This is a genomic window from Paenibacillus vulneris, assembly GCF_039543185.1.
Taxonomy (GTDB): domain Bacteria; phylum Bacillota; class Bacilli; order Paenibacillales; family NBRC-103111; genus Paenibacillus_S; species Paenibacillus_S vulneris.
This window is the reverse complement of record NZ_BAABJG010000044.1, coordinates 171,672-183,447: the sequence shown is the minus strand read 5'-3', so window position 1 is coordinate 183,447 and position 11,776 is coordinate 171,672. Positions and strand designations below refer to the sequence as shown.

Below are 11,776 nucleotides of genomic sequence, written 5' to 3'. Positions count from 1 at the left end.
GCATCGTCGCCTTGGTAGGCCGTTACCCTACCAACTAGCTAATGCGCCGCAGGCCCATCTGTAAGCCACAGCCCTGAATAAATTCGGAACCGTGTTTCATGATCCCCTCATGCGAGAGAACCAGCTATCCGGTCTTAGCTATCGTTTCCGATAGTTATCCCGATCTTACAGGCAGGTTGCCTACGTGTTACTCACCCGTCCGCCGCTATCCCCGAAGGGACCGCTCGACTTGCATGTATTAGGCACGCCGCCAGCGTTCGTCCTGAGCCAGGATCAAACTCTCCAATAAAGTGTTCCTCCCCAAAAAGTGAAGCGAAGCTGCCGAAGCATATTCCGTCCGCATCAAGCCTTAGCTTGATCGGCGTCTAAACATTCTGTGAATTATATCAGTGTGTTTAGACATTACTTTTCGGGGACCCCATAACGACTATGAGGCAAATTATCAGAGCTTGTCTTAAGCTCAAAATTCAATGCTAGCGAGAATTTTCATTCTCTATTAAAACATTCACTCGTTGTTCAGTTTTCAAAGGACAATTTTCCTGTTCCAATCGTGTTTTTCCTTTCAACGACCGGAATTTAAATATATCACATTCGCCTACACAATTGCAAGCTTTTTTTAAAACCAAAATTATGAAAACAAATCGTTAAAAATTAAGTTACAAAAACATTTACACAATATATCACGAATCAAATAGTATAGCAAAGGAATTTATTACAAACTAAACATTCATACCATCTCAGGATGAACTGCATAGTTTGGGTCACAATATTAATAAAAACGGAGGTATCTTAATTGATGAGCTCACAATTTTCTGTAGCACATTTAACACCTGAGGTGTTAACCCAGATTCAGCAATTAGAAAATAAGCTTCGTACTGACGTTAACGAGAACATTGTGCTGATAGCCTATTCGGATCACGACTCGGGGAATCCAAAACCCGCTTCGAACCCAAACCCATAAAAATAGAAAGGTTGTCACCCGTTGACAACCTTTTTATTCTTTACTTTAATGTATCGTTATCCGGCAGTGCCTCTTCTTTAGTAGCCTTGGGACGAGCTCTTGTAATGAACTGGCGAAATTCCTTGACTCGTGCTTCAGACTCGATAATTTCATTCCTTCCGGCTTGAAAAACCGACGACCCGGCAATACCGATGATTCTTACAGAGTGCACTTTAATTACGCTGCAATCATTGTCTACTTTCATAGAGAGCGAATCCCCGCTAGCTGGTAAAGGGATAGGTCTGGAGTAAACCGGATATTTCGTAAAATTACCTTCATTCCCCAGATACGTGGGAACTTGTCTTACCACTGTCATGACTTTTGAAGCTGAATTAATGCTTCTATTATCTCCGGCTTGCAGTATGGATGCTTCCGATAAATTAAATACATCTACAAAACCAACTACGGACCATCTGCTCATGCTTCGGCCGCTAATGGAAGAAGCGGACCAACCGTCACCGATTCCGGAGGAGAATCCGAAATAGAAGACAGAATAATTTGTTCCGTATCCCCAATCAAAAAGACCGATGACACGGATACCCCTGTTACTTTGATATCACCAACACACAATTCGTGATTAGTAACCTGAAAATTCATTTTTTACTCACATCCTTCTTCTTTAGTTTATTGAAATAAAGATCCACTGCTTTTTGAATATCTGTTTTCGTTCTAAACAAAACGGAGTCTTGAATAGAAGACAATTGATCCTTGGTAGCTCCTGGTTCCATTTGTTGAAAGTAGTACATCATTCTTTCTCTCATCTGTCTTTTTAAATCATCCAAAATCAGCATTCGATGCCAAGGGTCTAATTGGAATTCCGAGTCTTGCTCGAACTGATCTATTTGCTGTGGAACGTCTTTATCGAGATACTGCTCTAGCTCCCTCTGTACGGATTCCTGTAGTTCAGAAGTCGGTTGGACCGGTACCTCCGACGGCTCATCCATTTGCTGATCTGAATTTTTGCCTACAGCCATCTCATCTAATGATTGGGGAGTAATACCGATGTTTAAAGTACCGTCCAGCTTTTCAACTTTTAACTGATCAAATTTATATTCAATTCTATCGATATGAACCCTTTTCTGATCCTTTAAGGCGTTTAGTTCCTGCTTCACCGATTCAAGCGTTTTTTCCAACTCTGCCACTTTCTCGGCGTGAGCCAGGACATAATGATGCAAATTTTGAAAGTACTGGCTCCATTGCCACCCATTATACATCATACCAACACCTCCTTCCTCATTGTATGCACAGGATAGGAGATGGGTGTTAGCCCAGCTAATGAGGACTTGGTAATGGAACAAGGGATGGGGTCATTTCCTCCTCTGGTTTAACAGGAGGCTCCCCCTCCTCCTTAAATCCTCCCGTATTATACTGATTGGATAATGATTTGATCATTCCCGAGCTTCCGATTTGAAGAACAGATGAATTCGTCACATTGTTCACTCGCAATTGATGGATGACAATATTTTGGTTAATGGTTAAATTCATCAGACGACACCCCTATTCCCCAAATTCGTTTGAGTAGAATCAGCCACATCATTATCATTTGTATTCGTACTGCTAATGCCAACTCCGGTTACTGGAAAATCACCTGTATTGAATGACCCTCCCCCGGCAAACGTTTTAGAATTGCTTTCCGGCGCTAACTGAACCGCATCCCCTATATGCACAATCGAGCCGTTGTCAATGGATAATATTTTTATATTACCAACAATGGAAGGCATAGGCGTACTCCTTTGTTCTTCTTGCTACATAGTATGATGATAAGTGCCCAGTGGTACATAAGGATTGAATAGTTCTTTAGTGTATCATGACGGCCCGGGATTTCATATAATGTGTTGAACTTCTAGGCGAAAGGAGGAGATTCCAGATGAGCCGCACCAATAACAACCAATCCCGCTGGGAAGCCATTGAATCCTTACTTGGAATGAAGCTGCCTGGTTTGCCTTCTGATAAGCATTTGGAGATGTGGAAAGATACTTCTTGGGTAGAGGATTACGTTAAGCAAATATTGGAGAAAAGTCTTCCGAAGACGAGCACGTTGAAAAAAGCAGCCAATAACCCATCTGAAATATTCGAAACGCATCATTTTATCATTGTAAAAATGAAAATGGCGGACAACGCCAACCCTATTGTCAAAATCAGAACAGATCAAGTGAAGGTAGATGGGATCTCAGGTAATAATCCTCAAATCATCCGTCTCCCATGTCATATTGATCCGCGTGGCAGCAGAGCTTCCTATAAAGATGGGATTTTACAAATCAAAATGCGCAAGAAGAAAATAGATCAGACTTATCGCGAAATTTCTGTAAGATACTTATAGTACGGTCGCGAGAAAGCTTAGGGAGTTATGCCTGATGTACCAAATTGTAATTGTGTTATCGGAACGCAAGCTTCATCTATTGAAGGATAACATTGTCATTCACAGCTACCCTATAGGTATCGGTAAGGAATTGACCAAGACACCGGAAGGAATTTATACGATAATAAATAAAGCCCCCAATCCGGGCGGCCCTTTCGGCGCTTTCTGGATGGGTTTGTCACGCCCGCATTACGGTATACATGGCACTAAGGACCCATCCTCTATAGGACACGAAGTATCTCATGGCTGTGTAAGGATGTATAATCAGGATGTGCTCGCCCTTGCAGCTGTTGTTCCTATTGGGACGCGAGTCATTATTCGAAAGTGACCGTACGGACAGCACCCAACTTATCGAAATATATTTCATAATACAAAAAACCACCTTGCCGCGTTGAAAGCAAAGTGGTTCTTCATTCTAACTTATTTACCGGACTCTACGGTAATTTTGTCTGATACCGTATCTCGAATAACGGACATTACCAGCTGCAGCAAGTAATTGATGTCTTCCTGAGACTGGCGGAACTCGCTTACAATCGGAATGTTATCCAGCTGGTCCTGCAGCTCCTCAATTTCTTTCTCGATTTTTTCAACCATCTTTTTGTTCTCGAACGATTCAAACGCTACAATTTCTTTTTGTTTTTTCTTAATAGCGCTGATTAAGGTTTGAATATGATCATTGGAGGAAATTTGTTCTTCTGCTTTTTGGAAAAACTGAACCTCATTGGATGTCGAAATCAATTCAGCCAGCTCTTTGGCTTTGGCCAGAATATCTTCACGAACGATCATTTCCGTATTGGTATAGCACTCCATTTGACTGCATTGCATATGATTGTGATCATGGTCATGATCGTGATGATGTTGTCCCGACATTGCCGGTCACGCCCCTCAACATGTATATTTACTTTTTTTATTGCGCAATAGCTTCCGGTACCCATTCCCCTTTGATATACCAGGTTTGAGCATCCGTAATTTTGACAGGTACAATCTTACCTATCAGTTCCTTCGGTCCTGCCAAATGAACCAGCTTGTTCGTACGTGTACGTCCGGCCAGCACTTCCGCATTATTTTTACTTTCGCCTTCAACGAGAACATCCAGAAGCTGCCCCTTCATGCTTTCGTTGCTTTCCCTGCTGAACTCAGCCAATACGGCATTCAATCGGTACAACCGCTCTTTCTTAACCTGCATCGGTACATCATCCGCCATGTCAGCAGCAGGGGTACCTTCGCGCGGCGAATAAATAAACGTATAGGCGCTATCATATTTCACTCGCTTAACCAGGTCGAGTGTTTCCTCGAACTGTTCATCGGTCTCACCCGGAAAGCCGACAATAATATCTGTCGTTAAGCTTACATCAGGAATAGCGGCTTTGATTTTATCCACCAGGTTCAAATAGTGCTCACGAGTATACTTGCGGCTCATGCGCTTCAATATCTCATTGCTGCCCGATTGTACCGGCAAATGGATCTGTTCTACCAAATTCCCTTTTTTCGCAAGAACTTCGATCAAATGATCGTCAAAATCACGAGGATGCGACGTCGTAAACCGAACGCGCGGGATGTCTATCTTGGAAATATCGTTCATCAAATCGCCGAAGCGATACTCGATATCGTCAAAATCCTTACCATATGCATTCACGTTTTGCCCAAGCAGCATAATCTCCTGGAAGCCCTGTCTTGCCAGATCACGAACCTCAGCCAATACATCCTCCGGTCTGCGGCTCCGCTCTTTCCCGCGAGTGTAGGGAACAATGCAGTACGTACAGAATTTGTCACAGCCATACATGATATTAACCCATGCTTTAATGCCTTCGCGCTTTTTAGGAAGATTCTCGACGATATCGCCTTCCTTGGACCACACCTCGATAACCATTTCTTTACTGAAAAAAGCTTCCTTCAGCAAATGCGGCAAACGATGGATGTTGTGAGTACCAAAAATCAGATCGACGAAAGCATGCTTTTGCAAAATGCGGTTGACAACAGCCTCTTCCTGAGACATACAGCCGCATACTCCAAGGACTAATGACGGCTTCTCAGCCTTAAGATGCTTAAGGTGACCAAGCTCCCCGAATACTTTGTCTTCCGCATTTTCACGTATGGCACAAGTATTCAATAAGATAACGTCCGCCTGTCTGCGGTCATCCGTTGCTTTGTATCCCATTTGCTCGAGTAAACCCATAATGGTTTCGGTATCATGCTCATTCATTTGACATCCGTAGGTTTGGATCAAATAATATTTATCTTGCCCAAACTGCTTCATGTCTTCGGGGATCTCAAAGTTATAATGAACCTTGATCTCTTCCTTCCCTCTTTTTTTCGCATCGGTCAAAGAAGGAGGTTGAAAATATATAGAATAATCTTTATCAGATTTGTTCTTCGTTGTCATTGCACGTTCCTCCTGAAATAAGCTGCAAACATCATACCTTTTATTATATCATTATTGCAGCATCAATTTCAAAGAGAAAATCCTCTATCTGCTAGGACAATAGGGTGGCCATATCTCCCGTTTTTACACCGGCCGCATTAGCCTCATCCGTATCGATGTGCATATCTAACGCATATTGATCGGAAACCCGCGCCAATACATTTTCGAAAATTAGCGAACGCTCTCCTTCCACTCTAACCGTTAGCAGCTGCTTGTCCTTAATCCCCCAGTTTGCCGCATCGTCCGTATGGAAATGAATGTGGCGCGCAGCAACGATGACGCCTTCCGGAATATCAACTTGTCCGGCCGGACCGATAACGGTAATTCCCGGGGTCCCGGCAATGTTACCCGATTCCCTTACAGGAGGATTCAGGCCCAATACAAAAGCGTCTGAACGCGATACCTCCAGTTGTGACTTGCCTCTGGCAGGGCCTAATATTCTTACTTTATCAAATCTGCCCTTAGGACCAGCAACAGCCACCGTTTCAACCGCGGCATATTGTCCAGTCTGAGACAAATCTTTCAAAATGTTTAACTGATACCCTTTTCCGAACAATTGTTCGATATGTTCAACCGACAAGTGAATATGTCTTGCCGAAACGCCAATAGGTACTTGTTTCATAGGAATAACCCCCATTGATTGGACTTATGTACGTATTCATTATTTGCTAACTCACCCTGATTATAACGTACAGCAGTAAAAAAAGCATACGGCGATGCCGCATGCTTTCTTAAAGTTCATAAAATTATTTAAATTCTGCCATCAATTTCTCGAAATCTGCTTCCGAGATTTTGAGGTCTTGTTTAGCCAAGGCTTCTTGTTTAAAGCCAGAAACCAAGTTCTCATAGCTGTCTTTGCTTGTGTTTTGATAGATCAAGCCAGTAAGCAAGCCGTTGGTTTCCATGATTTTGGTCATAGCCATAACACGGTTGCTTGGATCGTAGTCAGGAGTTTCTTCCAGATCCACGATGTTTTCTTTGAACCAGTCATAAGTGTTCACTTTGTTAAAAGTAACACATGGGCTGAATACGTTGATAAAGGAGAAGCCTTTATGCTTCATACCTGCTTCGATCAAAGAAGTCAGCTGCTTCAAGTTGCTGGAGAACGATTGTGCAACAAAGGTTGCGCCAGCAGCCAAAGCTACTTCCAGCGGAGACAAGGCAGATTCGATGGAACCTGCAGGCGTACTTTTCGTTTTGAAGCCTTCAGCGCTTCGCGGCGAAGTTTGGCCTTTTGTCAAACCGTAGATTTGGTTATCCATAACGATGTAAGTAATGTCGATGTTACGACGGATAGCATGTACGGTATGACCCATACCGATCGCGAAGCCGTCGCCGTCACCGCCTGCAGCGATAACCGTCAATTCACGGTTGGCCATTTTCAGACCTTGTGCGATTGGGAGGGAACGACCGTGTACACCGTGGAAGCCATAAGCATTGATGTAACCGGAGATACGTCCGGAACAGCCGATACCGGAAACAACGCCCAATTGCTCAGGCTCCAACCCTACATTGGCAGCAGCTCTTTGGATAGCCGCTTGGATGGAGAAGTCTCCACACCCCGGACACCAGTTAGGTTTAATATTATTGCGAAAATCTTTTAACGTTGCCATACTGGACTCAACTCCTGACAAAATGTAGTGATTTCTGCCGGCAAGAATGGGTTACCGTTATATTTCAACAGACTCTTAATTTTTTCTGGGGAACCAACGTTCAATTTGATCAAGGAAGCCAATTGAGCCGTTGCGTTGTTTTCGATAACAACAACGGTTTTTGCTTTTGCCATTTGAGCCTTCAGCTCTTCAGCAGGGAAAGGATGCAGCAAGCGAACCGTTACGTGATTTGTTTTGATACCTTGCTTCTCCAAACGCGTTCTTGCTTCGTCGATAGTTCCACCAGTGGAACCCATACCGATAAGCAGCAGATCCGCTTCTTCGTGAGGAGCATCTACAAGGATCGGGTTCGTTACTTTCACGTGTTTCAATTTCTCCATACGCTTATCCATCATTTTCTTGCGGTTATCCGTGCCTTCGGATGGACGGCCTTCTTGGTCATGCTCTACGCCAGTCACGTGGTGCAAGCCGTATTTTTGACCAGGAATCGATCTTGGAGAAACGCCGTCTTCAGTAAACTCATAACGCTTGAACAGCTTGTTTTCTTCCGTCGGAGGCAATTCGCCTTGAACCAAGCGGCCGCGGTCGATAACGATTTTATTGTAATCCAACAATTCACTGGATTGTTTACCCAGGGAAAGTTGAAGGTCAGTCAACAGGATAACCGGCACTTGATATTTCTCTGCCAGGTTGAACGCCTCAATCGTATCATAGAAGCACTCTTCGATTGTGGATGGAGACAGCACGATTTTCGGAATTTCACCGTGTGTTCCGTAGATCATGGCGAACACGTCGGATTGCTCTTGTTTGGTTGGAAGACCTGTACTTGGACCACCGCGTTGTGTATCAACGATAACAACAGGAGTTTCCGTCATACCAGCAAGACCGATAGCTTCCATCATCAAGGAAAGACCAGGACCTGCGGATGCAGTCATTGTACGCACACCGCCGTAGTTACCGCCGATAGCCATAGTTACCGCTGCGATCTCGTCTTCTGTTTGAATAACGGTACCGCCAAATTTAGGCAAGGTTTTGATTAAGTACTCCATGATCTCCGATGCTGGTGTAATCGGATATGCAGGCATGAAACGGCAGCCGGCAGCTACAGCACCCAAACCGATAGCATCGTTACCGATGATAAACAGCTTTTGTTTGCCGTCAGCAGGCTCTAACTGGAACTCAGGCAATGGACCGCCGTTCATTTCGAGAATGAACTCAGCCGCTTTGCGAACCGCTTCGATATTTTTCTCTACAACTGCCGGACCTTTGCGTCCGAACTCTTCCTCAACCGCTTTATTAAACACTTCCAGTGGCAAACCAAGCAGGGCCCAAGATGCGCCGGAAGCAGCCATGTTCTTAAATAGGGATGTTCCAAGCTCTTCAGCAATCGCTGTAATAGGCACAGGGAACAAACGTGCTTTGATGCCTTCAGGCACAACAGGATTAAATTTGGCGTCTGCTACGATAACGCCATTCTCACGAAGCTCATGCGCATTCAAATCGATGGTTTCTTGGTCAAATGCAACAAGGATATCCAAATCATCGGAAATAGCACGAATCGGTTTCGTACTGATTCTGATTTTGTTGTTGGTGTGTCCCCCCTTAATACGAGAGGAGAAATGACGGTACCCGTACAAATAATATCCCAGACGATTCAATGCCGTCGAGAAGATTTTGTCGGTACTTTCAACACCTTCCCCTTGTTGTCCTCCGATCTTCCAAGATAATTGGCTAATCACCGTTGTCCACTCCTTTTAATGTCACTGACACTGCAATAGATCAACTTAAGCTTAAAAGAAATTTTACATATGGATAAAAAATTTCTTTCAGTTGTCATCCAAATCATATGACTTTACCAAGTAAAAAGCAAGTAGTTTGGTCCAAATTGAAAGATAGTATTTTTAGATGATATCCATACCGAAAAGAGATCAGTCCGCACGGCATATATCTAGATACAAGATAAAAGCTTACCGAGCCGGCAATTGCCGCTGCAAATATCGGTACCAATTTCGAAAAAAGAAGTCTTTAAGCCAGTCATCCTTGTAGTATTTGCTTAAAAATTGCGCCAGATCGTCAAACTTCCCTGTATGCTCAAGACCCGGGATCCATTTGCTGATGCCGTCAAAGTCGGAGCCGATCACCAGATGCTTTTCGCCGCCTAACGAGCATATGTGGTCAATATGCTTTGTTAAATCGCTGAGCGAGGCGGTTCCTTGCTCGGTAACAAACCAAGGGACGAATGTGATGCCTATCCTTCCCTGCTTTTGGATTATCGCTTTGATCTGATTATCGTCCAAGTTGCGCGGATGGCTGCAGATGGCTTTGGCGTTGGAATGGGTGGCAACAAAAGGCTTCTCCGACATCATCGCAAGATCCCAGAACGATTTCTCCGACAGATGCGATACATCCATCATTATACCCAAATCGTTGCACTCTTTAATAAATCTAAGCCCTTTTCTTGAAAATCCTCCTTGTCTCGGTTCCAAAACCCCGTCCGCCGCCCAATTCCCATAATTCCAGGTAACTCCGATCAATCGAATTCCGAGATGGAACAAGGTCTGGGTAAACAAGGGGTTATCCTGAATCGCATCCGCTCCCTCCAATGTCAGAATCGCTCCCTTCTGGGGTCCGCTCATAACCTCCAGCAAGTCCGTCTGATTTTTAATCAGTCTGATTCTGGGGTCTGAAATGATTCTTTGATAAAAAATATTTATGTACTCTAAATAATGTTCAAAATATGGTTGTCGGATACTATCCGATAAAAAAATAGCAAAAAACTGGATCTTCACCCCTGCTTGCACCATTCTTTGGTAGGTTACATCCAATCCAGACACGGTCGGGTTAAAAAAATCCAGTCCCCTGTTTTCGTACATTTTGTATAGTACATCGCAATGCCCGTCAATAATTGTCATTGTTCTTCACGCTCCTCGACATGATTAATCACATGAATGCCTTTTCAAGAGAGGAATCGCCACGTTTACCTCTTTCTGGAGTAATGAAGTCAGTAATAAAAAACCTCTAACCGGTCTTTTCCCAAATGAATCGACCACGATTAGAGGTTCATAAATGAAAGAGCAAGGAACTACTGTTCATTGTCATGTCCGTATTGAAAAGGCACGGTAAAAAAACCTGTCTACTAAGTAAACAGGCGTTCGGTAATTATGAAGTATGGTGCTGTACTCTACCTGGGTTCCACAATGAGTTTTATAGCCGTACGATCTTCTCCGTCGATAACGATATCCGTAAATGCTGGTATGCAAATCAAATCAACCCCGCTTGGAGCCACAAATCCTCGTGCAATCGCTACTGCTTTTATCGCTTGGTTGAGAGCTCCAGCCCCGATTGCCTGCAGCTCAGCTGCACCACGTTCACGCAATACACCCGCTAACGCGCCGGCTACGGAGTTAGGATTGGACTTTGCTGAAACTTTTAATACTTCCATGAAAAGTACCTCCTCGGGAATGATGGATTGCTTCCAGTACTAATCATATTCTAGGAATTTTGCAATAATTCCTTCTTCCCGAAGATCGTATTAACTAATAATTTAGAATTATCTGATAATTATTCTATAATAAACTGATCCTCTTCCATACGGATCAATTGGATCTTCTTCCCTAGGCCTGTAGCAGGATCCAGATCTATACAAACCGCGTGGAAATGCCATTTGCCTTCGTCCACTACGAATCGAACAGGAAGCTGCGTTTTAAACTTCTGCAGTACAGCTCCTCTCTCCATGCCTAGAATACCGTCTCGCGGACCGACCATCCCAACATCGGTTACGTAAGCGGTCCCCTGAGGCAGGATACGCTCATCATGCGTCTGTACATGAGTATGAGTACCCACGACAGCGGAAACCTTGCCATCCAGATGCCAGCCCATTGCGAGCTTCTCTGAAGTAGCTTCAGCGTGAAAATCTACAAGGATGTATTTGTTCCGCTTTTTAACACCATCCAGTATCGTATCTACTTTGTCAAAAGGACAGTCCAGCGGCGGCAAAAATGTGCGCCCTTGGACGTTAATGATAACCAGTTCCTGGTCCTTTACCTTGATGGTTGTAAAGCCTCTGCCAGGTGTCCCTTTAGGGAAGTTCGCAGGACGAACCATACGTTCTTCGTCGTCAATAAAGTCAAAGATTTCCTTTTGGTCCCAGGTGTGATTTCCCATCGTTATGCCATGAATGCCCATTTCGAACAGTTCCTTGGCGATGTTGGAAGTAATCCCTCTCCCGGCTGCCGCGTTTTCCCCATTCGCTATAATAAAGGTCGGATTTAATTTGTTTTTGAGTCCGGGCAAACAGGCTTTTACCGCCTTTCTTCCGACGGACCCAACAATATCACCGATAAATAAGATTCTCATTTCTGTGCTCCCTTTCTATGTATGAA

15 protein-coding genes and 1 rRNA gene are annotated in these 11,776 nt (G+C 44.0%); 2 read left to right on the top strand and 14 right to left on the bottom strand.

The window, feature by feature from the left end; genetic code table 11:
* The 6 genes from ABEA66_RS30020 to ABEA66_RS29995 all read right to left on the bottom strand — a co-directional run.
* Nucleotides 1–289 (bottom strand): 16S ribosomal RNA (locus ABEA66_RS30020); the annotation flags it as partial.
* A 712-nt stretch (nucleotides 290–1,001) separates the two neighbouring features.
* A complete protein-coding gene (locus ABEA66_RS30015) occupies nucleotides 1,002–1,421 on the bottom strand; it encodes a spore germination protein GerPE (RefSeq protein WP_345593398.1) in 420 nt (139 codons plus the stop codon).
* Complete coding sequence (locus ABEA66_RS30010) at nucleotides 1,418–1,597, bottom strand: spore gernimation protein GerPD (protein ID WP_079910184.1); 180 nt, start codon at nucleotides 1,595–1,597, stop codon at nucleotides 1,418–1,420. Before ABEA66_RS30010 ends, ABEA66_RS30015 begins: the two co-directional genes overlap by 4 nt.
* Complete coding sequence (gene gerPC, locus ABEA66_RS30005) at nucleotides 1,594–2,217, bottom strand: spore germination protein GerPC (protein WP_345593396.1); 624 nt, start codon at nucleotides 2,215–2,217, stop codon at nucleotides 1,594–1,596. Before gerPC ends, ABEA66_RS30010 begins: the two co-directional genes overlap by 4 nt.
* A 55-nt stretch (nucleotides 2,218–2,272) precedes the next feature.
* A complete protein-coding gene (locus ABEA66_RS30000) occupies nucleotides 2,273–2,485 on the bottom strand; it encodes a spore germination protein GerPB (RefSeq protein ID WP_079910186.1) in 213 nt (70 codons plus the stop codon).
* Entirely contained in the window at nucleotides 2,485–2,721 is a 237-nt protein-coding gene (locus ABEA66_RS29995) for a spore germination protein (RefSeq protein WP_079910187.1), read from the bottom strand. The genes ABEA66_RS30000 and ABEA66_RS29995 overlap by 1 nt, the downstream gene beginning before the upstream one ends.
* A gap of 146 nt (nucleotides 2,722–2,867) precedes the next feature.
* Here ABEA66_RS29995 and ABEA66_RS29990 point away from each other — a divergent pair, with 146 nt between their 5' ends.
* On the top strand, nucleotides 2,868–3,320 hold the full coding sequence (locus ABEA66_RS29990) for an Hsp20/alpha crystallin family protein (protein ID WP_079910188.1): 453 nt from the start codon (nucleotides 2,868–2,870) through the stop codon (nucleotides 3,318–3,320).
* 34 nt (nucleotides 3,321–3,354) lie between these two features.
* Nucleotides 3,355–3,687, top strand: a complete 333-nt coding sequence (locus ABEA66_RS29985) for a L,D-transpeptidase (protein WP_345593391.1) — start codon at nucleotides 3,355–3,357, stop codon at nucleotides 3,685–3,687.
* 92 nt (nucleotides 3,688–3,779) lie between these two features.
* Here the strand turns inward: ABEA66_RS29985 and ABEA66_RS29980 are convergent, their stop codons facing one another.
* From ABEA66_RS29980 to ABEA66_RS29945, 8 genes are all read right to left on the bottom strand, one after another.
* Nucleotides 3,780–4,169 carry a YlbF/YmcA family competence regulator gene (locus tag ABEA66_RS29980; RefSeq protein ID WP_079910620.1) on the bottom strand — a complete coding sequence of 130 codons (390 nt, stop codon included), beginning with the start codon at nucleotides 4,167–4,169 and terminating at the stop codon, nucleotides 3,780–3,782.
* Between the two features lie 97 nt (nucleotides 4,170–4,266).
* The gene (gene miaB, locus ABEA66_RS29975; RefSeq protein ID WP_345593389.1) at nucleotides 4,267–5,742 is read right to left on the bottom strand and encodes a tRNA (N6-isopentenyl adenosine(37)-C2)-methylthiotransferase MiaB; all 1,476 of its coding nucleotides are present in this window, start codon (nucleotides 5,740–5,742) and stop codon (nucleotides 4,267–4,269) included.
* 91 nt (nucleotides 5,743–5,833) lie between these two features.
* Complete coding sequence (pduL, locus tag ABEA66_RS29970) at nucleotides 5,834–6,403, bottom strand: phosphate propanoyltransferase (RefSeq protein ID WP_345593387.1); 570 nt, start codon at nucleotides 6,401–6,403, stop codon at nucleotides 5,834–5,836.
* A gap of 124 nt (nucleotides 6,404–6,527) precedes the next feature.
* Nucleotides 6,528–7,394, bottom strand: a complete 867-nt coding sequence (locus tag ABEA66_RS29965; RefSeq protein ID WP_192705244.1) for a 2-oxoacid:ferredoxin oxidoreductase subunit beta — start codon at nucleotides 7,392–7,394, stop codon at nucleotides 6,528–6,530.
* Nucleotides 7,382–9,133 carry a 2-oxoacid:acceptor oxidoreductase subunit alpha gene (locus ABEA66_RS29960; protein ID WP_079910193.1) on the bottom strand — a complete coding sequence of 584 codons (1,752 nt, stop codon included), beginning with the start codon at nucleotides 9,131–9,133 and terminating at the stop codon, nucleotides 7,382–7,384. Before ABEA66_RS29960 ends, ABEA66_RS29965 begins: the two co-directional genes overlap by 13 nt.
* 228 nt (nucleotides 9,134–9,361) lie before the next feature.
* Nucleotides 9,362–10,306, bottom strand: a complete 945-nt coding sequence (locus ABEA66_RS29955; protein WP_345593384.1) for a dipeptidase — start codon at nucleotides 10,304–10,306, stop codon at nucleotides 9,362–9,364.
* A gap of 269 nt (nucleotides 10,307–10,575) precedes the next feature.
* Nucleotides 10,576–10,836, bottom strand: a complete 261-nt coding sequence (locus ABEA66_RS29950) for a stage V sporulation protein S (RefSeq protein WP_006286829.1) — start codon at nucleotides 10,834–10,836, stop codon at nucleotides 10,576–10,578.
* A 119-nt stretch (nucleotides 10,837–10,955) separates the two neighbouring features.
* Entirely contained in the window at nucleotides 10,956–11,750 is a 795-nt protein-coding gene (locus ABEA66_RS29945; RefSeq protein WP_079910195.1) for a TIGR00282 family metallophosphoesterase, read from the bottom strand.
* Nucleotides 11,751–11,776: the final 26 nt, after the last annotated feature.

Coding starts and splice junctions, on each gene's coding strand:
- ABEA66_RS30015 (WP_345593398.1), bottom strand. CDS start 1,421: ATGAGCAGATGGTCCGTAGTTGGTTTTGTAGATGTATTTAATTTATCG.
- ABEA66_RS30000 (WP_079910186.1), bottom strand. CDS start 2,485: ATGAATTTAACCATTAACCAAAATATTGTCATCCATCAATTGCGAGTG.
- ABEA66_RS29955 (WP_345593384.1), bottom strand. CDS start 10,306: ATGACAATTATTGACGGGCATTGCGATGTACTATACAAAATGTACGAA.
- pduL (WP_345593387.1), bottom strand. CDS start 6,403: ATGAAACAAGTACCTATTGGCGTTTCGGCAAGACATATTCACTTGTCG.
- ABEA66_RS29950 (WP_006286829.1), bottom strand. CDS start 10,836: ATGGAAGTATTAAAAGTTTCAGCAAAGTCCAATCCTAACTCCGTAGCC.
- ABEA66_RS29995 (WP_079910187.1), bottom strand. CDS start 2,721: ATGCCTTCCATTGTTGGTAATATAAAAATATTATCCATTGACAACGGC.
- ABEA66_RS30010 (WP_079910184.1), bottom strand. CDS start 1,597: ATGAATTTTCAGGTTACTAATCACGAATTGTGTGTTGGTGATATCAAA.
- miaB (WP_345593389.1), bottom strand. CDS start 5,742: ATGACAACGAAGAACAAATCTGATAAAGATTATTCTATATATTTTCAA.
- ABEA66_RS29965 (WP_192705244.1), bottom strand. CDS start 7,394: ATGGCAACGTTAAAAGATTTTCGCAATAATATTAAACCTAACTGGTGT.
- ABEA66_RS29945 (WP_079910195.1), bottom strand. CDS start 11,750: ATGAGAATCTTATTTATCGGTGATATTGTTGGGTCCGTCGGAAGAAAG.
- ABEA66_RS29980 (WP_079910620.1), bottom strand. CDS start 4,169: ATGGAGTGCTATACCAATACGGAAATGATCGTTCGTGAAGATATTCTG.
- ABEA66_RS29990 (WP_079910188.1), top strand. CDS start 2,868: ATGAGCCGCACCAATAACAACCAATCCCGCTGGGAAGCCATTGAATCC.
- gerPC (WP_345593396.1), bottom strand. CDS start 2,217: ATGATGTATAATGGGTGGCAATGGAGCCAGTACTTTCAAAATTTGCAT.
- ABEA66_RS29985 (WP_345593391.1), top strand. CDS start 3,355: ATGTACCAAATTGTAATTGTGTTATCGGAACGCAAGCTTCATCTATTG.